Genomic DNA, 23,244 nt, shown 5'->3' with positions numbered 1-23,244 from the left:
GCGCCCGATGAATGTTTCCCTGGACGAGGTCGTCGGCGCGCTGCGTGCGTCCCTGCTCGACAACCAGAAGCTCAAGCAGCAGAACCAGCAGCTCACCGCCGCGCTCAGCGAACCGGTAGCGATCATCGGCATGAGCTGCCGGTTCCCCGGCGGTGTCGGGTCACCCGAGCAACTGTGGGACCTGGTGGCCGCCGGCGGCGACGCGATGTCGGCGTTCCCGGACGACCGGGGCTGGAACCTGGGCGCGCTCTACGACCCGGACCCCGACCCCGACAGCCGGGGCACGTCGTACGTGCGTGAGGGCGGGTTCCTCTACTCCGCCGGGGACTTCGACCCGGCGTTCTTCGGCATCAGCCCCCGCGAGGCCCTCGCCATGGACCCGCAGCAGCGGCTGCTGCTGGAGACCGCCTGGGAGGCGTTCGAGCGGGCCGGCATCGACCCCACCCGGCTGCGCGGCGCGCCCACCGGTGTCTACGCGGCCACCAGCAGCCAGGGTGACTACGCGGCCCTGCTCACCGGGGTCACCGGCGGCGTCGAGGGCTACCTCGGCACCGGCAGCGCCGCAGCCGTGGCGAGCGGCCGGATCTCCTACGCTCTCGGGCTGGAGGGGCCGGCGGTCACCGTGGACACCGCGTGCAGCTCGTCGCTGGTCGCGCTGCACCTCGCATGCCAGGCGCTGCGGCTGGGCGAATGCACGATGGCGCTGGTCGGCGGGGTGTCGGTGATGGCCACCCCGACCGTCTTCGTGGAGTTCTCCCGGCAGCGGGGCCTGTCCACCGACGGCCGGTGCAAGTCGTTCGCCGCCGCCGCCGACGGCACCGGCTGGTCCGAGGGGGCCGGCATGCTGCTCGTCGAGCGGCTCTCCGACGCCCGCCGCAACGGCCACCCGGTCCTCGCCGTGCTGCGCGGCAGTGCCGTCAACCAGGACGGTGCGAGCAGCGGGCTGACCGCTCCGAACGGCCCGTCGCAGCGCCGGGTGATCCGGCAGGCTCTGGCGAACGCGGGGCTGGGTGCCGACCAGGTGGACGTCGTCGAGGCGCACGGTACGGGCACCACGTTGGGTGATCCGATCGAGGCGCAGGCGCTGATCGCGACGTATGGGCAGGGTCGGTCCGCGGAGCGGCCGTTGTGGCTCGGCTCGGTGAAGTCGAACATCGGGCACACGCAGGCGGCGGCGGGTGTGGCCGGGGTGATGAAGATGGTGCTGGCGATGCGGCACGGGGTGCTGCCGCCCACGCTGCACGTGGACGAGCCCACCCCGCACGTCGACTGGTCGGCCGGGGCGGTGTCCCTGCTGACCGGCCCGCAGCCATGGCCGGAGACCGGGCAGCCACGCCGGGCCGCGGTCTCCGCGTTCGGCATCAGCGGCACCAACGCACACGTCGTCATCGAGCAGGCCGCCGCGACGGACACCGACGACGTCCGGCCGGCCGGTACGCCCGCCCCGCCGGTACCGTGGATCGTCTCGGCCCGCTCCGCACCGGCCCTGGCCGGGCAGGCGCGGCGGCTGCTGGCGCATCTGGCCGACCACCCCGACCTGACCCCCGCCGACGTGGCGTACTCGCTGGTCACCACCCGGGCGGCCCTGCCGTACCGGGCAGCGGTGATCGGCGGGGACCGCGACGCGCTGCGGGCCGGCCTGCACGCGGTCGCCGAGGAGCGCGACACCCCCGGCGTGGTGCGAGGCGTGGCCCGCCCGGCCGGCAAGGTCGCGTTCCTCTTCACCGGGCAGGGTGCCCAGCGCCTCGGCATGGGCGCTGAGCTGTGCCGCCGGTTCCCGGTCTTCGCCGCCGCCTTCGACGAGGTGGCCGGGGAGCTGAACCGGCACTTGAGCCGGCCGCTGCGGGAGGTGGTCTTCGCCGAGGCCGACTCGCCCGGCGCGGATCTGCTGGACCGTACCGAGTTCACCCAGCCGGCGCTGTTCGCCTACGAGGTCGCCGCATACCGGCTGGTCACCGCCTGGGGGCTACGCCCGCAGTTCCTGCTCGGCCACTCGGTCGGCGAGCTGGCCGCGGCACACGTCGCCGGGGTGCTGTCGCTGGCCGACGCGGCGACCCTGGTGGCCGCCCGGGCCCGGCTCATGCAGCAGTTGCCGCCCGGCGGGGCGATGCTGGCGGTGCAGGCGTCCGAGGCGGAGGTGGTCCCGCTGCTCGACGAGCGGGTGTCCCTGGCCGCCGTGAACGGCCCCCGGTCGGTGGTGCTCTCCGGCGACGAGGAGGCCGTGCTCGCGGCGGGGCGGCGGCTGTCCGCCGAGGACCGGCGGTCCCGTCGGCTGCGGGTCAGCCACGCCTTCCACTCCGCCCGGATGGACGCCATGCTGGCCGACTTCCGGATCGTCGCGGAGAAGGTCGCGTGGCACCCGCCGAACCTTCCGATCGTCTCCGACCGCACCGGCGAGCCGCTCACCGCCGCCCAGGCCACGGACCCGGGCTACTGGGTCGACCACGTCCGGGACACCGTCCGTTTCCACGCGGGCGTCGCCACCCTCGCCGCGGGCGGCGTCGGAACCTTCGTGGAACTCGGCCCCGACAGCGCCCTGACCGTGCTGGCCCGGGAGTGCCTGCCCGACATGGAACCGGCGGCCTTCGTGCCGCTCGCCCGCCGGGACCAGCCGGAGGCGACCACGCTGCTCGCCGCGCTGGCCGCGGTCGACCTGCGCGGTGCCGGGGTCGACTGGGCGGCTCCCTTCGGCGGCAGCGACGTCGCGCGCGTCGAGCTGCCCACCTACGCCTTCCACCGCGAGCGTTTCTGGCCGGACCCGCCCACAGTGGATCTCGTCCCGCCCGCCGCTACCGGAGAGGACGAGGAGTTCTGGGCGGCCGTGGCGCAGGGACGACCGGCCGAGCTGGCCGCCGCGCTCGGCCTGCCCGCCGACCGGCAGGACGCGCTCGCCGACGTGCTGCCCGCCCTCGCCTCCTACCGGGACCGGCGGCGTCGCGGATCGGAGCTGGACGGGCTGCGCTACCGCGCCGACTGGGAACGCGTCGACCTGTCCCCCGCCCGTACCACGCCGACGGGCCGATGCCTGCTGGTGGCCGGGGCCGGCACCGACGCCACCGCGGTGCTCACCGTGCTGCGCGCCGAGGGCCTGGACCCGACGCTGGTCACGGTCGGAGACGACCTGGACGCTGTCGTCCGGGCCTCGCTCGCCGACGGCACCTGGTCGGTCGTGGTCTCGCTGCTGGCGGTGGAGGACCCGGCGGCCGGCGCGGGAACCGGCGCGCTCGCCGGGACGGCCGCGCTGGTGCGGGCCCTCGCCGCTGCGGGGAACGGCACGCCGATGTGGACCGTGACCCGGGGCGCGGTGGCCGTCGACGCGCACGACGCCGCTCCCGGCGTGGCCGGGGCGTACCTCTGGGGCCTGGGCCGGGTGCTGGCGCTGGAGCAGCCGCGCCTGTGGGGCGGGCTGGTCGACCTGCCGGCGGAGCCGGACGACGTCGCGCTCGCCGCGCTCGCCCGGGTCGTCGCGTCCGGCGGCGACGAGGACCAGGTGGCGGTACGCAACGGCGGGGTGTATGCCCGGCGGCTCCGCCGGGCCCCGGCCGGCGCCACCGATACGGACTGGCGGCCCCGCGGCGCGGTCCTGGTGCACGGGTCCGCGCAGGTGCGTACCCCGCACCTGCTGCGCTGGCTCGCCGAGCGCGGCGCGTCGCACCTCGTCCTCGTGGGGCCGGTGGCGGATGCCGACCCGCCCGGCCCGGACGTCACAGTCACCGCCGTCGGCGACCTGGACGGGCTGCCCGAGGTGCTGGACCGGCTGGCCGCCACCGGCAGCGAGATCCGCACCGTCCTGCACGTCGCCGACTCCGACGGGGCCGGCGACCCGGTGGCGGTGCTGGACCCGCACGACCTGGCCGACGCCGTGGCCGCCCGTACCGCCGCCGTGGAACTGCTCGGGCGGGCCTGCGCCGGCCTACCGGTCGACGAGTTCGTCGTCTTCGCCTCGACGGCCGCCGTCTGGGGCAGCGGGGGAGCGGCGGTCGCCGCCGCCGTGGGCGCCGGGCTGGCGGCGCTGGCCGCGGGCTGGCGTGCCGCCGGCCGCCCGGCCACCGTCGTCGCGTGGGTGCCCTGGGCGGACGAGATCACCGACGCGGCGCAGTTGCGCCGCCGGGGGGTCCGGCCGCTGCCCGCCGACGTGGCCCTGTCCGCGCTGGGGCAGGCTCTGGTCCGCGGCGACGACCAACTGGCCGTGGCCGACCTCGACTGGCCCGCGTTCGTGCCGGCCTTCACCGCCGTACGGCCCAGCGCGCTACTGCGCGGCGTGCCCGAGGCGACGGCCGGCGCGGAGCCGGAGGCCGGCGATGCCGCGACCGATCCCGCCCGCGCGCTGCGTGAGCGGCTGGCCGGCGTTCCGGCCGGCGACCGGCACCGGATCCTGCTGGACCTGGTCCGGGCGCGGGTGGCCACCGTCCTCGGGCACGCCTCGCCCAACGCGGTCGAGGCCGACCGGGACTTCCTGGAACTCGGCTTCGACTCGCTGACCGCACTGGAACTGCGCGACGCGCTGCGCCAGGAGACCGGGGTGGAGCTGTCGGCGACCCTGCTCTTCGACCACCCCACCCCTACGGCGCTGGCCGTTCACCTGCTCGGCCGGCTCCTCGGCGCGGCGGCGGCCGGGGACGGCGCGGACGACGCCGGTGGACCTGGCGGGGAGAGTGCCGGCAGCGGACTGCTCGGCGGGTTGTTCAACCAGCCGAAGGCGCGCGAGGACCCGGCCGGGTATGCCGAACTGCTGGTCAAGCTCGCCCAGTTCCGCCCCAGCTTCCGCGAGCCGGCGCAGCTCACCCGCCCGCCCGGTATCCTCCGGCTGGCCGAGGGCGGCGCCCGGGCGCAGTTGGTGTGCTGCTGCACGATGTCGCTGCTCTCCGGCGCGCACGAGTACGCCCGGCTGGCCGCCGGCTTCCGGGGCGTACGTGACGTGTGGGCCCTGCCCAACCCCGGGTTCGGCGTGGGCGAGGAGCTTCCCGCCGACCTCGACGCGCTGCTGCGGGTGCACGCCGACACGGTGCTGCGTACCGTCGGTGCCGGCCCGTTCGTGGTGGCCGGTCACTCCGGTGGTGCGATGGTGGCCAACCTGCTCGCCGGGGAGCTGGAACGCCAGGGCCGGCCGCCGGACGCGGTGGTGCTCATGGACACCTACCCGGCCGACAGCGAGGTGCTCGGCGGGTGGGTGCCGCAGCTTCTCGACGGGATGATCGACCGGGACACCGCGTACACGCCGATGGACGACTGGCGGACGACGGCGTGGGCGGGCTACCTGCCGCTGTTCCTGGACTGGCAGCCGACCGAGATGGCGGCGGCGACCCTGCTGGTGCGGGCCACCGAGCCGCTGGGGGAGTGGGACGGCGAACCGGACGGCTGGCGGTCGCGCTGGCCCTACCCGCACGAGGCTGTTGACGCGGCTGGCGACCACTTCAGCATGGTCGCCGACCGGGGGCCGGAACTCGCCGGCACGGTCCAGCGCTGGCTGGCCGCGCGGGGCCTGTGACCGGTTCCGCCCCTGGCGTGCCCCTAGCGCCCCCTATCGGCGCACATACATCTATCGGACCGACGTTCCAGGACGGAGCATGACGACGTGGACGAAGCAGTGGTGGTCACGGAGCTGGTCAAGCGGTACCAGCCCAACATGCCACCGGCGGTGGACGGGCTGAGTTTCTCCGTCGCCGCCGGTGAGGTCTTCGGCCTGCTCGGGCCGAACGGTGCGGGCAAGACGACGACGATCGGGGTGCTGACCACACGGGTGCGGGCCACCTCGGGCCGGGCCCGGGTGTGCGGCGCGGACGTGATCGGCTCGCCCGCCGCCGCCCGGCAGTTGCTGGCGGTCGTACCGCAGCGGGTGAACCTGGACCGGGCGCTGACCGTCCGGCAGAACCTGCTGTTCCACGCGGCCTACCACCGGGTGCCCCGGGCGCAGCGCATCCGGCGGGCGGACGAGTTGCTGGACCAGATGGGGCTCAAGGACTTCGCGAACCACCGCACCGACTTCCTGTCAGGCGGCCTCGCCCAGCGGACGATGATCGCCCGCGCGCTGATGCACTCGCCCCGGGTGCTCTTCCTCGACGAGCCGTCGGCGGGCCTCGACCCGCAGTCCCGGCTCTTCGTGCACGACCGGATCGCCGAGCTGAAACGGGACGGCGTGACAGTGGTGGTCACCACACACGACATGGACGAGGCGGAGAAGCTCTGCGACCGGGTCGGCATCGTCGACCACGGCAAGCTGCTCACCATGGACACGCCGTCCGCGCTGACCCGTACGCTGCCGGGCAGCAGCACCCTGACCCTCGTGGTGACCCCCGGCGCCTCCGCCGAGGAGGTGCGGGCCGCGCTCGATGCGATCCCCGACGTGGAGCGGGTGGAACACTTCAAGATGACCGCCAAGGTGCCCGTCGCCGCGCCGGCGTTTCCCGGCATGCCGGCGATGCCGACGCCCGCCCCGGTCCCGGACGCGCCCGCCGACTCGGACGCCCCCCTGTCCTTCCGGGTCTACACCAGCGGTCAGCCGGCCAACGCCATCCCGATGGCGATGAAGATCCTCGCCGACCTGGGTTGCGAGGTTCGTGACCTCAACATCGGCCAGCCCAGTCTGGAAGATGTCTTCATCCACCTGACCGGAAGGGAACTTCGGTGAGCGTCACCGCCCCCGCCCCCCCGTCCGCGCCGTCACCGCCCGCGGCGCCGCCGCCGGTGCGCGCGCTGGACCAGCTCGCCACCTTCCGCGCGGTGCTCTCGCGGGACCTGTTCGTCACCGGCCGGGAGCTGGTCGGCTTCCTGCTCCAGGTCTTCATCCAGCCGCTGTTCATGCTGCTGATCTTCGGCAAGGTGCTCAGCGACCTGGGCTACGCCAGCGACGACTTCTCCAACGTGCTGCTGCCCGGCGTCATCGCGCTGAACGCCTTCCTGATCGGCCTGGAGAACACCGCGCTGCCGATGATGATGGACTTCTCCTTCACCCGGGAGATCGAGGACCGCCTCCTGGCGCCTATGGCGACCCCGCTGGTGGCGCTGGAGAAGATCGTTTTCGGGGGCATCCGTGGCCTGATCGCCGGTGTGGTGCTGATCCCGGTCGGCATGCTCATGCTCGGCGTCACCTGGCCCTGGGCGGTGGTGCTCAAGGTGGTCGGGGTGTTGGCGATCGGCGCGCTGGTCGGCGCGGCGGTCGGTCTCGCCTTCGGCACCCTGGTGCCCACGCAGCACATCCAGATCATGTTCACCGTGGTGATGACCCCGATCATGTTCACCGGTGCCACCCAGTTCCCGCTGCTCGGCCTGGACTCGCTGCGCTGGTACCAGGTGATCTGTTCGCTGAACCCGCTGACCTACATCAGCGAGGCGACCCGGTCGCTCGTCGGCCCGCCGGGGGTCGAGTCGCTGCCGCTCTGGCTGTGCATGTGTGTCCTCACCGGGGTCTTCGTGGCGTTCTCGGCGATCGGCATGCGTGGCTTCATGCGTCGCGCCATGGACTGACCGCCCGGGACGCGGTCCGCCGAGGGCCCGAACCGCACCTGCGGTTCGGGCCCTCGCTTTCGCCCTGTGTCGCAGGGGGCCGGTGGTCACCGCGCCCCTGCGACAGCCGTCAGGACGTGGCGCTCTGTGTCTCGTCGGCCAGCGTCTCGGCGTACACGACGAGCCGGGACGGCAGGTCGGTCCGGCGCTTCACGTCGAGCTTGCGGTAGACCCGGGTCAGGTGCTGCTCGACAGTGCTCACCGTGATGAAGAGCTTGCTGGAGATCTGGCGGTTGGTGTGGCCGTGTGCGGCCAGCGCGGCAACGCGCCGCTCGGCGTCGCTCAGCCCGTCGTCCGGTTCCTGGAGTTCGGCGGCGGCCGGGTACGCCGGCAGTCCACTGCCCGGCTCCCGGCGGATCAGCCGCTGAGCCAGCACCGACGCCCCGCAGTCCTGCGCGAGCTGGTAGGCGCGGCGGACGAGCAGCCGGGCGCGGGCGGAGTCTCCGGCGCGCTGTAGCGTCTGACCGGTGTCGCCGAGGGCGCGGACGAGCTCCAACCGGTCGCCGCTGGACTGGAGCAGGCTGACCGCCTCGGAGAGCAGCTTGCGCCGGTGGTCCTGGGCGGCGGTGGTGGCGAGCAGGCGCAGCGTACGGCCCCGGGTCCGGTCGTCGACCCCGTGCGGCACCCGCAGTTGCTCCTGCAGGAGCTGCATGGCCTGCGTCTTGTTGCCGACGCTGAGCTGCACCCGGGCCAGCTCCAGCCGCCACGGCACCAGTCCGGCCGCGTCGATCCCCCACGTGCGCATCAGCTCGCCGCAGCGCCGCAGGTCGGTGGTGGCGGCGTGCGGCCGGCGTACGGCAAGGTGGTGCCGGCCGCGTGCGGCCAGGTAGTGCAGGCCCAATGGGGTGCGGAACATGCCGGGCGGGGTCGGGTGGGCCAGCCACCGGTCGGCCTCGGCGAACCGGCCCGACTCAGTCGCGGACGCGATCAGGGTAGACAGCGGTCCGGCGATCGCCACTCCCCAGGCGGGGGCTGGCATGTCCTCCAGGGCCGCGCGGGCGTGGTGCTCGGCACCGGGCAGATCGCCGACGCGCAGGGCCGCCTCCGCCCGGATCGCCCGGATTACCGCCCGCCAGCCCGGCGCGTGCTGAACCACCGGCCGGTCGAGCAGCACGTCGCCCCAGACCGCGGCCCGGTCCGACCGGCCGGCCCAGAGCAGCGCCAGCAGGGGCGCGGTCAGCAGGCCGAGGGCGCCGTCGTCCGTGTGGTGGCGCTGCAGGATCTGCTCGGCGGTCGGCACCGTGTCGTTGTCGGCGGTCGGCGTCAGCGCGGTGCCGAGCACCGTGACCGCCTGCAGGAGCGGGCTGACGGTGGTCGGGGCGCCGGCCGCGCGGCTCCAGGTGGCCGGGGTCTGCCGCACGCTCGCCAGGTGGTCCGGGTGGGAGAGGGAGACCAGAAGCTGCATGATCCGCAGGCGGCCGGGCGGGGTGGCCGGAGCCTGCTCCTCGTCCGCCGAGAAGCCGCCGACGGCCTCGGCAGCCTCGTCGACGCGGCCCTGCCAGAGCAGGTACGGCACGGCGGAGAGGCTCGCATCGGTGGACCAGCCGGCGGCCCGCGCCGTCTGCACCAGCTCCGTCAGCTGCCCGTTCACCGTCAACGGGTTGAGCTGCCAGCGGGCATTCACCAGCATCTCGGTGGTGGCGGTGCGTTGCCGCTCGTCCACCGGCGCGCTGGCGAGCAGCCGCAGGCAGGCTGCCGCCACGTCGGGCCGGCCGGACGAGAGCGCGTGACCGGCGGCGTCCTGGAGCACCGGCACCCGCCAGCCGGCCACCGTCGCACCGGCGGCCACGAGGTGCTCGGCCACCACGCTCGCCTCGGCGCCGCGGTCGTGCAGCACCTCGGCGGCCCGCTGGTGCAGGCCGCGCCGCTCGTCGGCCGACATGTCAGCGAGGATCGAGTGCAGGATACGCGAGTGGCGTAGCTGGTCGGACTCCATCAGACCCGAGGTACGCAACACCCGCACGGCCGGGACCGTGGTCGCCGGCATCACGTCGAGGAGGTGGCCGAGCAGTTCGGTCGACGCGGGCCGGTCGAGCACGGCGAGCGCCTGGGCCACCCGGCGTACCCCGGGCTCGTGGCGGTAGAGGCACCCGAGCACGGCCTGGTCGAACGCGTCACCGACGGACGGAAGGTCGTGGTCGCTGCCCTCGCCACCGGCCCGTTCGTCGAGCAGCGCTCGGGTGAGCAGTGGATTGCCTCCGGTCATCCGTACGTAGTGTTCCGCGGTCCTGCGGGTGTCGGCGTCGTCGACGGCACCCTCGACCAGCCGGGCGACGGCGTCGACGGTCAGTGGTGGCAGGCTGATCCGGGAGAAGTGCGGCTGGCTGAGCAGCTCGGCGCGGAACAGCGGGTGCGGCGGGCGCAGCGTCGACGCCTCCGCGAACACGACCATGATCCGGGCGTGGCGCAGCCGTCGGGTCACGTAGAGCAGGCAGTGCAGCGAGGCCGGGTCCGCGTGGTGCACGTCGTCGACGAGGAGGACCAGGGGCCCGTTGGCCGTCAGGTCGATCAGGGTGGTGAAGAGGCCGTGCAGCAGGGGTGCCCAGGCCCGGTCTCCGTCGGACGCCTCGCCGCCGACTTCGGGCAACGGCACCGCGGAGGTGGCGTCGCGCAGCAGCTTCTCGACGTGGGCGGCGGCCTCCGGGGCGAGTCGTGCACTGTGGAACAGCTGCCCGACGACTCCCAGGTGGAGACCGCGCTCCGCCCGCGAGCCGGTCGCGCTCATCACCTGCCCGCGGGAGCGGGCCGTCCACTCGCCGAACGACTCCAGCAGGCTGGTCTTGCCGCTGCCCACGGCACCGGTGACCAGCGCGACGTGTCCGCGCTGCTGCTCTTCGCACGCGTGGAACACGCGCCGCAGACGGGTGATCTGTTCCTCTTGCTGAACCAACACCTGCGCGTAAGCCCTCCTTGTACGCGGCGCGGGCCTGGAAACGCCGGTGCGGCCCGACACCGCCACCCCTGCCGGAGACAGCCGCCCCTCCGCCCGCGTCTCGACGGGTGGGGGTGGAGCGCGCCGGGCGGCCACGCCGGGTGGACCTGAAATCCTTCGTCGGACCGGTCTTCTCGCCGTACGGTCCGCGTGTCGAGGCGAGTCTGGCACCGGCATGACGGTGCGACAACGGGCGTGAGACCCCATCGTTTCGCACCCAAACCTGCGGCCCCAGAAGGCATTTAGGGGTTGCGCGATTCGGGGTGAGGGGTGTTGGAGCCGATCTGCCCGGGGAGGCGACACGCCGGTGAGCGGCTGGTGTCGGGGCGTACAGCTTGATGGTGCCACACCGCGACTCCCGGCGCATGCCGGCGGTACCCACAGTGGTGGTGAGCGAACTCTTCGCGACGGTCGGCGAGGGCGACGGTCGCGTGACGCCCGGCGGCTGTTCCGTGCGGAAGCCCGACCGGGATCAGCGGGGCCGAGGGCCGGACGGACGGCCGCCCGGGGGGTCCGTGCCCCGCTTCAGCGGATCCGGCACCGTCGTACCGGGGCGGTCGAACCGCAGCCGTCCGGCGAGTTCGCTGCGCGAGTTGACGTCCAGCTTCCGGTAGATGCGCGTCATTCGCTGTTCGATCGCGCTGACCGTCAGGAAGAGCTTCTCGGCGATCTCACGATTGGTGTGACCCTGGGCGGCCAGGGTGGCCATCCTGGATTCGGTGTCCGTCAGGCCCTGGACCAGGACCGCCCCACCTGCCCGGCTGCCGGTGGCACCGTCTCTGGTGGACAGGGCGCTGGGCCACAACGTCGGGATGCCGCACTCCTCCGCGAGAGCCCGGGCCGACCGGGTCGCGGCGCGGGCCTGCCGCCGGTCGCCGGCCTGCTCGTAGGCGTGACCGAGGTCGGCAAGGTTGTGCGCCAGTTCCATCCGGTCGCCGCACTGCCGCAGCAGCCGTACGGCGCTGCGCAGGTGCGGGATCCGTTCCTGTCCCTCCTCGGTCGCGGCCAGAACCCGCAGGGCCGCGGCCCGGTACCGGACATGGACGGGCCGCAGCCGGGCCAACTCGTCGCGCACCAGCTTGCGCGCCTGCTGACGGCGGCCCATCCGGAGCAGTGCCCGAGCCGACTCGGTGCGCCACGGCACCAGGCCCGAGAAGTCCAGCTGCCACCGCTGCATCAGCTGCCCGCAGAGCTGGAAGTCGGCCAGCGCGGCCTCGGGGCTTCCCGCGGCGAGGGCGTGCGTCCCGCGGGCGTGCAGGTAGTGCAGCCCGAGCGGGGTCTCGAAGATCGCCGGCGGCACCGGCACCTGAAGGCAGGCGGCCGCCGTGTCGAGCTGGTCCATAAAGGTCAGGGCCCGAATCCGGACGGCGAGAGGTATCCCGATCACCACCCCCCAGCCTTTCGGCGAGAGCTGCCCCAGTGCCTCGTCGGCCAGCTTGCCGGCGCGGGGGAGGTCGCCGAGCCGGCCGGCGACGGCGGCCCGCAGGGCGGTGAGCGTGGCCGAGGGGGTGGGCTGGTGCGGGGTGGCGAGGTGGCGGTCCAGCCGGTCGCACCAGTCGTCGGCCAGGTCGAGCTGGTCGGCGTAGATCATGGCGACGAGGGCGCAGATGACCCTCCACATGTTCGGTTCGTCGTCCGGCCCGGTGGTCGACAGTGTCCGCTCGGCCTCCTCGACCACGCCCGCGTCACCCCGGGCCAGCACGCCGGACAGCAGGATGAGTCCGCTGAGCCCGTGCTTGACCCGGGCCAGCGTGAGCGGATCCCGCGCGGCCACGGCGGGCGCGGGCCGGTCGACCATGACCCCGGGATAGAGCGTCGAGATCCAGCCGGTGATGATGAGCAGCTCGGCCACGGACTGCGGATCGGCGGGATCCGACCGCTCGCTCAGGTGCCTGACCAGGTCGACGGCCTTGTCGATCTCACCGTGCCAGAGGAGGTACTGGATGGGACCGGCGGCCTGTTGGCTGCCGAGGTGCCCGGCCCGGATGGCGGTGGCGACGCTGACCAGGTGCGGGATCGTGGCCTGCGGATCGAGTCGCCACTCGGCGCGCGCCAGCGCGGAGCGGATCCGCGCCCGCAGACACTCGCCGACGCCACTGCGGTGCGCCCGGCGCAGGTACCGCAGGGCGGTCTCCACCTCGCCGTCGAGCAGCGCCTGCTCGCCGGCGTCCAGCAGGGTCTGCGCCATCCAGGGTTCGGCCAGCTCGCCGATGTCCACCAGGTGCGGCGCGATCCGGGCCGGGGGCGCGCCGTCGTCGTGCAGCAGGCGGGCTGCTCCCAGATGCAGCCGTACGCGTTCCTCGGCGGTCATCCCGTCGATCACGGCCTGGGTCACCGCCGGATGGCGCAACCCCTGTTCGTCGATCAGCCCCGCGCTGGTCGACTTGTCGACAGCGCCCAGCGCGGGGTGCAACCGGGCGTCGACGAGATGCGGCAGCAGGCTGCCGTGCAGCGGCTCGCCGGTCACGGCGAGCACCCGGGCGGCGTTGAGCACCAGGCGGTCGCAGCGGTACAGGCAGCTCAGCACGGCCTCCCGGAACGACTCGCCGACCGCCGGGGCGTCGGCGGACCGTGGCGCGGCTGCCTGGTCATCGGCGAGCGCATGCACCAGGAGGGGATTCCCGCCGCTGATCCGGTGGCTCTCCTCGGCGATGCTGCGGGCGAGCGGGATGTCGAGCCGCTGGGCGAGCAGCTGGAACGTCCCCTCGGCGGTGAGCAGCGGCAGGCGGATGCGGTGCAGCTTCGCCGGTTGCAGCATCTCGGCGTGCACGTCCGCCTGCCACGGCCGGGTGCGTGGCGCCTCCGTCAGGACCATCAGCAGGGATAGGCCGGAGAGCCGCCGGGCCACGTAATCGAGACAGCGCAGCGACGGCACGTCCGCGTGGTGGATGTCGTCCACCACGATGACCAGCGGCCCCCGCGAGGTCAGTTCGAGCAGGGCGCGCCCGATGGCGGCGGTGAGCCGGGCGTTCTCCGCGTCCGCCGGATCGGCGTCGATCCATGCGAGGGCGCCCGCGTCCAGCAGCCGGGCGAGGCGGGCCCGGATGTCGGGGGCGTCCGCGGCGCACGACGGCACCGCGCGGACGAGCTGCCGGACGACCTCCAGCGGTACGCTGCGCTCCGCGCGGGAGGCGCTCGCGCCGATGACCCGTGCTCCGGCGTCGCAGGCGCGCCGGGCGAAGGCCTGTGCGAGCGCGGTCTTGCCGGAGCCGACCGGGCCGGTCAGCACGGTCACCGGCCGGTCGGTCGGCGAGGTGCCGCCGCGGAGCAGGTCTGCGAGTCGGCGCTCCAGCAGGCCGAGCTGGCTTGAACGCTCGGTCAGCTCCATCACCGCCCCCTCCGGGGGAGGGCCGCGTGCCCGGTGCGGCCCGACAGCTCGACCAAATTGGAGACCGGCAATTCTTGACCCATTCCATTATCGGCAAGATCGACTGGTGTCGAGCTTTGCCGGTGCGCCATCGACCGACTTGACCGGTTGGCTGCTGCGAGCCGTGTTCCCGTGTGCGTCGGCGATAATCCCCCAGCTCTCTCGGGGTCGACACTTCCTATCGACCTCCTTGATGGTGGGAGTATGGCAGTTGGGCAATTGGGCGGCAAGCCGAGTTGTGTAAAGGATGAGCAAACACGGGTTACTTGTCTCGGGTGACCCGACCGGGGGTGGCGACGGAAAGTCGCCGGTTGGTCCCGTACCGTGACAGAGCGCTCTCATGAGCCGATGGTTCCGCTTATTCGGCCCGCCTGCTGATTGGCGAATTAGCTCTTCCGTGCTAATCCGGCCTAATCCGGCGTCCGGGCGTTACCGGTCGCTCTGGCCGAGAGGTTCGAAGCTGCCGCGGTTGCGGCGTGCGGAGGCGTCGAGCTGAGCGTCATCGTCGTTGAACTCGGCGTTCGTGACCCCGCCCGTGCCGATCCCGGCGCGTGCGGGCGTGGTGCCGGAAGCTGGCGTGGAGGTGCCGTCCGCCCCCGGGGTCGGGCTGTGCGGTCTGGTCGGGGCTCCGGCAATTGCCGGAGGCGCTCGATTGTTGCGATGTAAGGCATTGATGCCGGAACTGCGATCGATGCCTGTCCGACCCTGCCGGCGGTCGAGGCTTGGTGTGCGTCGGCGGGCCACGATTCGGACGTTTGGGAGATTCTGCGATTATGTATGAAAAAGAATTCTGCATCCGAGTGTCCTGTTGGTTGCGGAGGTCTGCGGTCCCATCCGGCCTGAAGGCTGATCCCATGCGGCACACGTCAATGCGATAAAGCCGTGAAGGCGAGCTGCCGGGCATCGAGGAAGACGTTTTACGGTCGATTTTCGCTCGCTGAGGATAAATGCGGTCTCTGTATTGTTCGCCGAGCCGGAGTGAGCGCTCGGGTCGGCCGTTGTGTCAGGACGGCCGGGATCCGGTCCTAGCTGGCCAGTAGGCCCGGACAGGGGGATTCGGACTCGGCGGCTAGGGGTTGTGCCCGACGATAGCCCGGCCCTAATTTCGGGGCACCCGGTCTCCACCGTCTGGATAGCCGGACATGGGGCCGTGCAGGCCCGAGACCTGAAGGGTTCTGTGGCCGTCGTGATGTCCCAGCTGCCGCCGCGACTCGTTGCGGCCCCACGCAGGGGATAGCGGAGATGACACTGCTGCCGGTGCTGCGTGGATTCGGTGCGGATCGGGCCGACGCGGTCACGGTGGCCGGAGAAGCCCTCTCCAGCGAGGCCCTGCTGGGCTGCGTCACCGCCGTCGCTGATCGGATCAGGGGCGCGACCGCGGTCGCGGTCGACGGCACACCGACGCTGGAAGCGGTGGTCGGAATGCTCGGCGCCCTCCTCGCCGGGGCGCCGCTCGTACCGCTGCCTCCCGGCGCCGACGAACGCGAACGCCGCCGTATCCTGCGGCAGTCCGGAGCGACGGTGATCCTCGGCCGTGCCCCGTCCGGGGCCGACGGCCTGTCCACGATCCCGGTCGACCTGCGAGAACACGCCTCGACGCGGCATCCCGAGCCCGCCCCGGGCAGCGACGCCGTCATCCTCTACACCGGAGGCGCATCAGGGCCGCCACGAGGGGTGCGCATCTCGCGCCGCGCCATCGCCGCCGACCTCGACCTTCTGGCCCGTGCGTGGCACTGGAGCGAGGAGGACGTGGTCGTCCAGGGCACCCCGCTGTTCCGGGCGTACGGTCTGGTCGTCGGCCTGCTCGGCGCGCTGCGGGCCGGTAGCCGTTTCGTCCACCTCGACCACGCCGGCACCGGGCCGGTCGGCTCCGTGCACCTGGCGTCGCCCGACCAGTGGGCGAAGATAGCGCTGGACGGCCACCGGGCCCGGCCGCTGTCCGCGGCGCGGATCCTCGTTTCCGCGGACGGCCCGCTGGCCCGCGCCGTGGCCGAGCGGCTCCGACTGCTCACCTCGCACCGGCCGGTGCAGGCCTACGGCACCACCGAGACGCTCGTCGCGCTGACCGGGCGGGCCGGCGACCGTACGGTTCCGGGCGCTGTCGGCACCCCTCTGCCCGGCGTCGAGACGCGCGTGCTGGACCGCGAGGACCGGCCGGTGCCGGCCGACGGCCAGTCGGCGGGCGAGCTGAGCGTCTGCGGGCCGATGCTGTTCAGCGGGTACGTCGGCGGGCGGAGCCTCGCCGCCGGTCGCTGGCACGCCACCGGGGACCTGGCCAGCGTGGCCCCCGACGGCACGTACCGGATCATCGGGCGATGCGGGCTCGACGTGGTGCACAGCCGGGGCCGGCGGATGCCCGCCGGGCAGATCGAGGAGGCGTTGCTGAGCCACCCCGGCGTGCGCGAGGCCGCCGTCGTCGGCACGCCGCACCACGCGCTCGGCGAGCAGGTCACCGCCTACGTCGTCGCCGAGGGGGTGACCGCGCAGGTGCTCATCGACCACGTCGGCCGGTACCTCTCGGCGGGCCAGCGCCCCCGGCGGGTGCACTTCGTCGACGAGCTGCCGCGCAGCGCCTTCGGGCGGATCAGGAAGTCCCTGCTGATCGCCGGCGGCTGAGACGGCCGGACAGCGGGCAGCGGTGACCCGCCCCCGCCACGGTCAGCCCTCCACCCAGCCGTGCCGCCGGGCCAGCTCCAGCATCCTCGCACGTACCGCCACGATCTGCGCTCCGGTCAGGTCCGACACGGAGGTCACCAGCGCCTCGGTGGTCTCCGCGGAGAAGGCCCGCTCGGAGAGGACGTCGCACAGGCCCTCGTCGTCCTCCGCGCCGCCCGTGGCCTGCCCGCTGTCCCTGCTGCGCCCGCCGCCGACCGTGACGCCGGCCCGGGCGGACAGCCCGGCACCGGCCGTCGGGACGCGATCCGCACCCGGGGCGACGCCGGACACCCGCACCAGCACGGCCTTGGGCCCGCGCTCGGTCTCCACCGCGTCGTACTCGACCGGGACGCCGGGCGTCAGTGACCACTTGTCACCGTCGAGCATGTTCGCGTGCACGAACACGTCGTCGCTGCCGTCGTCCGGGGCGATGAACCCGTAGCCCCGCACCTCGTCGAACCGCACCACTTTGCCAGTAAGCATCGCCATTCCCGCGTCCATCCGCCCCAGATCCAGGTGCCCCGCCCGCAGGACCGGGACGGCGCCCAGAGTGGCACCTGTCCCGTGCAGGCCGGCACCCGTACCCGACCCCTATGGTGCACCTATCGCCGAGGCCCGCCGCGGCGAGGGGTGCCGCAGCGCCTACCATCGGCCAACGTGATCGAGCAGATCCTGCCCCCCACCGTGGCGGTGTCCGAGTCCTTCACCGATCCCGCCGGCGTGACCCTGTTCCCCGAGGAGGAGGCGCTGGTGGCACGGTCGGTGGAGAAACGACGCCGGGAGTTCACCACCGTGCGGCACTGCGCCCGGCTGGCCCTCGGCGAGCTGGGCCTCGCCCCGGCGCCGATCGTCTCCGGCGCACGCGGTGCCCCGCTCTGGCCGGACGGCGTGGTCGGCAGTATGACGCACTGCGATGGCTACCGGGCGGCGGTCGTCGGCCGTACGGCGGCGTTCGCCAGCCTCGGGGTGGACGCCGAGCCGCACGCCCCGCTGCCCGACGGGGTGCTTGGAGCGATCGCCCTGCCGGCCGAACGGTCGCGCACCGTCACGCTGGGCGCGGTCCGCCCCGCCGTCTGCTGGGACCGCCTGTTGTTCAGCGCCAAGGAGGCGGTGTACAAGGCGTGGTTCCCGCTCACCGGCCAGTGGCTGGACTTCTCCGAGGCGGACATCGTGTTCGACCCGGCCGGCACGTTCGAGGCCCGGCTGCTGGTGCCCGGTCCGGTGATAGACGGGGCCGAGGTGCGGGCGTTCGCGGGCAGGTTCCTGGTCGAGCGGGGGCTGGTGGTCACCGCGATCAGCATCCCGGCGGTCGCGTCCTAACCGTCTGCGCTGAGCCGCGTCTTCTGCACCTTGCCCAGGGCGTTGCGGGGCAGGGCGTCGACCAGGCGCACCTCGCGTGGTCGCTTGTGCGCCGAAAGGTGCCGGGCCACGAAGTCGATCAGCTCGGCCTCGCCCACCCCGTCGCCCACCACGTACGCGGTGACCTGCTGACCGAGGTCGGGGTGCGGCGTGCCCACCACGGCTGCCTCACGGACCCCCGGGTGCGTCAGCAGGGCGTCCTCCACCTCCCCGGCGCCGATCCGGTAGCCACCGCTCTTGATCAGGTCGGTCGACGCCCGGCCGACGATCCGGTGCCAGCCGTCCGGGTCGACGGTGGCGACGTCCCCGGTGCGGAACCAAGCGTCCGGGGTACGGCTCGCCGCGTCGGCGTCCGGACGGTTGAGGTAGCCGTCGAACAGCGTGGGGCCGGTGACCTGAAGCTCGCCCATCGTCGCCCCGTCGGCCGGGAGCGGGGTGCCGTCGTCGCCGATCAGCCGCGTACGGACCCCGGGCAGCGCCAGCCCGACGGTGCCGGGCCGGCGTGGGCCGTCCGCCCGGGCGCTCACAGTGATCAGGGTCTCGGTCATCCCGTACCGCTCGACGACCCGGTGACCGGCGAGGGTGGCGAGGTCGGCGAAGACCGCCGCCGGCAGCGCCGCGCTGCCCGAGACCAGCAGCCGCGCCGGACGCAGCGCCCGGGCCGCGTCCGGGTCGGCGGCGATTCGGGACCACACCGTCGGCACCCCGAAGTACATCGTGCCGTTGGCGGCGGCATACCGGTCGGGGCGAGGGCGGCCCACGTGGTGCAGCCGGCCGCCCAGCCGCAGTGGTCCGAGCACGCCGAGCACCAGCCCGTGCACGTGGAACAGCGGCAGGCCGTGCACCAGCAGGTCGTCCGGCGTCCATGCCCAGGCGTCGGCCAGCCCGTCGAGGCAGGCGGCGATCGCGCGGCGGGAGATCACGGCGCCCTTCGGGGCGCCGGTGGTGCCGCTGGTGTAGAGGATCACCGCGGTGCAGGCCGGATCCGGCTCGGGGTGGACGGTGTCCGACCGGCGGGTCAGGTCGACGGGTACGACGGGCCGGCCGGCGTCACCGACGGTGCGTTCCGCGCCGGCCGGGGCCAGCAGCGCCGTCGCGCCCGAGTCGCGCAGGATGTGATCGCGCTCCATCGGCCCGGCGTCCGGCGGGATCGGCACGACCGCAACCCCGGCCGTCAGCGCGCCCACCACGCCGACCACGGTCTCCAGGGTGGCGGTGGCCTCGATCGCCACCCGGTCGACGCCGCGCAGCTCGTCGGCCACCGCCGTGGCAAGGCGGCGAAGCTCCACCCAGGACGCCGCCCGGCCGTCGACCCGGATCGCGTCCGGGTGCTCGTCGGTGCCCTTCGTCAGCCAGCCCAGCAGCGGCATGGTGCGATCCTCTCAGCGGCCCGGTCCGAGCCCTGCCGGGGGCCGCGACGCCGGTAGGGTCGTGGGGTACCGCCGGATCCGGGTGGGCGAGTGCGCCGCGCCGGTGGGCCGGGAGAACGGTCCTGACCGTAGTCGGGGGTCTCCGCGGCCTGCCACCCCTACCGGCCGTGGCGGTCGTGCGGGAGGGGAGGTGACATCGGTGGTCGCGAGGGCGACGGCGACACCCGACGGTGTCCGGGCGGTGGTGTTCGACCTCGACGGGGTGCTGGTCGACAGCCTCGCCGTGGCCAGGGAGGCGTTCGCCCTCGCCTACGCCGAGGTGGTCGGCGACGGCATGGCCCCGGTCGAGGAGTACTGCCGCCACCCGGGCCGGTACCTGCCGGAGGTGCTGGAGCTGATGGGTCTGCCGGCGGCGCTCGCCGAGCCGTTCGTGCGGCAGAGCAACCGCCTTGCACACCGGGTCAGCCCGGTCGTCGGCGCGGCGGAGCTGTTGCGCACCCTGCGTCGGCGGGGGATCGGGCTCGCCGTGGCCACCGGCCGCAGCGGCGTACGCGCCCGGGACCTGCTCGGCCGGCTCGACCTGTTGCCGCTCGTCGACCACGTGGTGGGCTCGGACGAGGTGCCCCGCCCGAAGCCCGCGCCCGATATCGTACGGCGAGCGCTGCACCTGCTCGGGGCCCGGCCGGAGGAGGCGCTGATGGTCGGCGACGCGCCCAGCGACCTGGCCAGCGCGCGGGCGGCCGGGGTGACGGCGGTGGCCGCGCTGTGGGGCGAGTCCGACGAGGAGACGCTGCGCACGGCCGGCCCGGACGTCGTTCTGACCCGGCTCGACGAGCTGCTGCCGCTCTGCCCGGCACGGCGGTGACGAGCCACACCGGATCCGTGGGCGAGAAGCCGCCCGGAGCCGCCCGCCCGGACGGACGCCCGGACACCTGGCGTGACCGGGCGACACCCCTGTCGCCGGGCGGCACCCCTGTGGAGGATGGTTTCCCGCATCGACACCCCCGATTCGTCACCTGATCAGTTGATCGGCGCATCGGTTGCGCGGATGATGTCGGGCGTCGGTCGGACCGACGCCGCGATCAGCCGAGTGGCCCGCCCTTCCCGGCGGCAAACCGCACATGAAGGAGGACCATCCCGGATGCCGGTCATCGAGGTCGATCATCTGCAGAAGCGGTACGGCGAGAAGGTCGCGGTCGACGACGTTTCCTTCACCGTCGAGCAGGGCGAGATCTTCGGCGTCCTCGGCCCGAACGGCGCCGGCAAGACGACCACGGTGGAGTGCGTGCAGGGGTTGCGCCGTCCCGACGGCGGGACCGTCCGGGTGTTCGGGCTGGACCCGGTGCGCGACCGCACCGAGGTGCGCCAGCGCGTCGGCGCCCAGCTCCAGGAGAGCCAACTGCCGGACAAGGTGCGGGTGCGGGAGGCGCTGGACCTGTACCGGTCCTTCTACCGCAACCGGGCCGACATCGACGAGCTGCTGACCGACCTCGGCCTGGCCGAGCAGCGCAACACCTACTTCCAGAAGCTCTCCGGCGGGCAGAAGCAGCGACTGTCGGTGGCCCTGGCGCTTGTAGGCAGGCCGGAGATCGCCATCCTCGACGAGCTGACCACGGGCCTCGACCCGCAGGGCCGCCGGGACACCTGGGATCTCGTCGAGCGGATTCGCGACCGCGGCGTCACCGTCGTGCTGGTCACCCACTTCATGGAGGAGGCGCAACGACTCTGTGACCGGATCGCGATCATCGACAAGGGGCGGATGGTGGCCATCGACAGCCCCGCTGGCCTGCTCGCCCGGGTCGGCAGCGAGCACCGGGTGCACTTCCGCCCGGCGGAGCCGGTCGAGGATGCCCTGCTGCTCGCCGCGCCCGACGTGACCGGGGTCAGCCGCTACGGGGCGGAGGTGACGGTGACCGGCGCGAAGGACGTGCTCCAGTCGGTCCTGGCAGTGCTCAACGGGCGCGGGACGACCTACACGGACCTGCGGGTCGAGCAGCCCACCCTCGACGACGCCTTCGTCGCCCTGACCGGCCGCGGCGGCCGGGCCGCCGCGCAGTCCCCGACCGACGGGAGGTCGTCGTGAGCGCCCTGTCCAAGCTGATCGCCGTCGAAACGAAGCTGTTCCTCCGGGAGCCCGTGTCGTTGTTCTTCGTCTTCGCCCTGCCGATCGGCCTGATGCTCGTCTTCGGCCTGCCGCAGCGTGCCGGTACCGCCGCCGACACCGGCCAGCACGCCGAGCAGACGTTCCTGCCGTCGCTCGCGCTGGCTCTCACCATCGGCATGCTCGCGCTCTTCACCCTGCCGATGGCGCTGGGCATCTACCGGGAACGCCGGATCCTGCGCCGTCTGGCGACCACCCCGGTGCAGCCCGCGCTGCTGCTGGTCGCCCAGGTCGTGGTCAACCTCGTGATGGGCGTGCTCGGTGCGGTGGTCACCTCGATCGCCGTGCGGTTCCTGCTGGACCAGCCGGCGCCGGCCAACCTGCCCGGGTTCGTGCTGGCCTTCCTCCTCGGGGTCGCGTGCCTGTTCGCCGTCGGCCTGCTGATCGCGGCGCTGGCGCCGTCGGCCAGGGCGGCACAGTCGATCGGCCCCGCGCTGTTCTTCCCGCTGCTCTTCCTGGCCGGCGCCTGGCTGCCCCGCGACCGGATGCCGGGTGCCCTGGCGGCCGTGGCCGACTACTCGCCGCTCGGCGCGACTGTCGACACCATCGGCGCGGCGTGGGCGGGGGCCGACCCCGAGCTGCCGCAGCTGATCGCCCTGGCCGTCACGGCCGTCGTCGCCGCACTGGGGGCGACGCGGTTCTTCCGCTGGGAGTGAGCCCGCCTCCCGACCGGGCTGGTCCGGGCATCGTCGCTGCCCAGGGCCGTTTCTAGGGGTGCGCTAAGGGTGCTCACGAAATGTGATCTGCACTACGTTCGGAGCTGAACGGGTGGCCGCTCACCGGACAAGGACGTTCGACTGCGGAGCGTCCGTTCACCCGGCAACGGGTGTCGTTGGACCTGTGTGGACCGAACCGCGTCGCCCCTGCGGCGGCTCGTGGGGTGTGCGGAATGCGACGGAGGTCGTGCCATGAAGGATGTTTCGCAAGCTGATCCGGTCGCCCGGGACGCCGCCGGCGTCATCGATGTCGTCCTGGAGGGCGGCCCGGCCGGCCTGCCGGCCGACCTGCGCAGCCGTCGGGTGTCCAGGGCCGAGAAGAAGATCAAGATCGTGTACTACGGCGGGTACGAGCACTTCGAGCGGGGCACCGCCGCCGCGACGGTCGAGCCGGTGGTCTTCCGCTGGACCGGCCGGACCCGGATCGCCGAGTAGCGAAGGGACGCAGCAGTCTCATGCGGGCACAGGACCAGCGGACGGGACCGCACCTGACGGTCAGCGACACGAGCGAGGCGATCGCCTTCTACACGGACGTCTTCGACGCCGTGGCCATCCAACGGGAGTGCCTGCTCGACGGGCATGTCGTGCACGCGGAACTGGCCGTCGGCGGTCATCGCCTGATCGTGAGCGAGTGGTGGGAGGCGGGCGACCCGTCGGTGGCCGCGAACCGTGACGAGGTGTTGACCATCGAGCGGACGGACCCCGAGTCGGTGCTGCGGCGGGCGGTGGCCGCGGGCGCCCATGTCGAGCCGCCGGCTGCCCCGTCGCACCAGGTCACGTTGCGCGACCCTGCCGGCCTCTGCTGGACCGTCGTCGGCCCGCAGCGGACGGGGTAGGGCAAATCCCGGCGGACCCGGGACAGGCCGCGGGAACCCGTGCGTACGGCGCGGGTTCCCGCCCGTCCGGCGGGACGTCGCCAGAGTCCGCGCGGTGCGCGGCGCCTGGGCGCTCCTCCGGTCTCCTGGTCAGCCGCGCGGCGGTCCCGCCGACAGTCCGGCTTCCGCCGTCAGGTCCTGAGTCGCACGCGGGCCGGCGGGGGCGACGATCACCTGATCGTCTGCGGGGCCGACGGTTCCCTCAGCACCTCCGCCACCAGCGTACGCAGCCGCCCGGCGGTCGCCCCGGCCGGCACACGCGGCGGTGGGCGTGCACCACTCGCTTCTTGGCCTCCGTCACCTCGC

At 73.5% G+C, this 23,244-nt stretch carries 14 protein-coding genes; 10 read left to right on the top strand and 4 right to left on the bottom strand.

Annotation, left to right across the window (positions count from 1 at the left end):
* Nucleotides 1-7: 7 nt before the first annotated feature.
* The 3 genes from MicB006_RS15130 to MicB006_RS15120 all read left to right on the top strand — a co-directional run bounded on the left by MicB006_RS15130 (nucleotide 8) and on the right by MicB006_RS15120 (nucleotide 7,464).
* Nucleotides 8-5,488 (top strand): type I polyketide synthase, encoded by a 5,481-nt coding sequence (locus MicB006_RS15130; protein ID WP_116506920.1) that lies wholly within the window; start codon nucleotides 8-10, stop codon nucleotides 5,486-5,488.
* Nucleotides 5,489-5,575: 87 nt separating this feature from the next.
* On the top strand, nucleotides 5,576-6,628 hold the full coding sequence (locus MicB006_RS15125) for an ABC transporter ATP-binding protein (protein WP_104112191.1): 1,053 nt from the start codon (nucleotides 5,576-5,578) through the stop codon (nucleotides 6,626-6,628).
* The gene (locus MicB006_RS15120; RefSeq protein WP_030498870.1) at nucleotides 6,625-7,464 is read left to right on the top strand and encodes an ABC transporter permease; all 840 of its coding nucleotides are present in this window, start codon (nucleotides 6,625-6,627) and stop codon (nucleotides 7,462-7,464) included. Before MicB006_RS15125 ends, MicB006_RS15120 begins: the two co-directional genes overlap by 4 nt.
* A gap of 109 nt (nucleotides 7,465-7,573) precedes the next feature.
* Here the strand turns inward: MicB006_RS15120 and MicB006_RS15115 are convergent, their stop codons facing one another.
* Both MicB006_RS15115 and MicB006_RS15110 read right to left on the bottom strand, forming a co-directional pair.
* Entirely contained in the window at nucleotides 7,574-10,396 is a 2,823-nt protein-coding gene (locus MicB006_RS15115) for a LuxR family transcriptional regulator (RefSeq protein ID WP_116506918.1), read from the bottom strand.
* Between the two features lie 511 nt (nucleotides 10,397-10,907).
* Nucleotides 10,908-13,763, bottom strand: a complete 2,856-nt coding sequence (locus MicB006_RS15110) for an AAA family ATPase (RefSeq protein ID WP_116506916.1) — start codon at nucleotides 13,761-13,763, stop codon at nucleotides 10,908-10,910.
* A 1,281-nt stretch (nucleotides 13,764-15,044) separates the two neighbouring features.
* Here MicB006_RS15110 and MicB006_RS15105 point away from each other — a divergent pair.
* A complete protein-coding gene (locus tag MicB006_RS15105; RefSeq protein ID WP_116506914.1) occupies nucleotides 15,045-16,418 on the top strand; it encodes an AMP-binding protein in 1,374 nt (457 codons plus the stop codon).
* 42 nt (nucleotides 16,419-16,460) lie between these two features.
* On the opposite strand, the gene MicB006_RS15100 is transcribed toward MicB006_RS15105, so the two are convergent.
* Nucleotides 16,461-16,958, bottom strand: coding sequence for a cold-shock protein (locus MicB006_RS15100; protein WP_116506912.1), 498 nt, complete (start codon nucleotides 16,956-16,958; stop codon nucleotides 16,461-16,463).
* A gap of 156 nt (nucleotides 16,959-17,114) precedes the next feature.
* Here MicB006_RS15100 and MicB006_RS15095 point away from each other — a divergent pair, with 156 nt between their 5' ends.
* Nucleotides 17,115-17,777 carry a 4'-phosphopantetheinyl transferase gene (locus tag MicB006_RS15095; RefSeq protein ID WP_116506910.1) on the top strand — a complete coding sequence of 221 codons (663 nt, stop codon included), beginning with the start codon at nucleotides 17,115-17,117 and terminating at the stop codon, nucleotides 17,775-17,777.
* On the opposite strand, the gene MicB006_RS15090 is transcribed toward MicB006_RS15095, so the two are convergent.
* Nucleotides 17,774-19,186 (bottom strand): acyl-CoA synthetase, encoded by a 1,413-nt coding sequence (locus MicB006_RS15090; RefSeq protein WP_116506908.1) that lies wholly within the window; start codon nucleotides 19,184-19,186, stop codon nucleotides 17,774-17,776. The two genes, MicB006_RS15095 and MicB006_RS15090, sit on opposite strands and share 4 nt — an antisense overlap.
* A gap of 199 nt (nucleotides 19,187-19,385) precedes the next feature.
* On the opposite strand from MicB006_RS15090, the gene MicB006_RS15085 reads away from it, so the two are divergent.
* The 5 genes from MicB006_RS15085 (at nucleotide 19,386) to MicB006_RS15065 (ending at nucleotide 22,899) form a co-directional block, all read left to right on the top strand.
* The gene (locus MicB006_RS15085; RefSeq protein ID WP_116506906.1) at nucleotides 19,386-20,051 is read left to right on the top strand and encodes an HAD-IA family hydrolase; all 666 of its coding nucleotides are present in this window, start codon (nucleotides 19,386-19,388) and stop codon (nucleotides 20,049-20,051) included.
* A 276-nt stretch (nucleotides 20,052-20,327) separates the two neighbouring features.
* Nucleotides 20,328-21,269, top strand: coding sequence for an ABC transporter ATP-binding protein (locus MicB006_RS15080; protein WP_116506904.1), 942 nt, complete (start codon nucleotides 20,328-20,330; stop codon nucleotides 21,267-21,269).
* Nucleotides 21,266-22,003, top strand: a complete 738-nt coding sequence (locus tag MicB006_RS15075) for an ABC transporter permease (protein WP_116506902.1) — start codon at nucleotides 21,266-21,268, stop codon at nucleotides 22,001-22,003. The genes MicB006_RS15080 and MicB006_RS15075 overlap by 4 nt, the downstream gene beginning before the upstream one ends.
* Nucleotides 22,004-22,255: 252 nt before the next feature.
* Complete coding sequence (locus tag MicB006_RS15070; RefSeq protein WP_116506900.1) at nucleotides 22,256-22,498, top strand: DUF5988 family protein; 243 nt, start codon at nucleotides 22,256-22,258, stop codon at nucleotides 22,496-22,498.
* Between the two features lie 20 nt (nucleotides 22,499-22,518).
* The gene (locus MicB006_RS15065; protein ID WP_030498880.1) at nucleotides 22,519-22,899 is read left to right on the top strand and encodes a glyoxalase/bleomycin resistance/extradiol dioxygenase family protein; all 381 of its coding nucleotides are present in this window, start codon (nucleotides 22,519-22,521) and stop codon (nucleotides 22,897-22,899) included.
* Nucleotides 22,900-23,244 lie beyond the last annotated feature (345 nt).

This window comes from Micromonospora sp. B006 (assembly GCF_003408515.1).
GTDB lineage: Bacteria > Actinomycetota > Actinomycetes > Mycobacteriales > Micromonosporaceae > Micromonospora > Micromonospora echinospora_A.
This window is presented reverse-complemented; position numbering and strand designations above follow the sequence as displayed.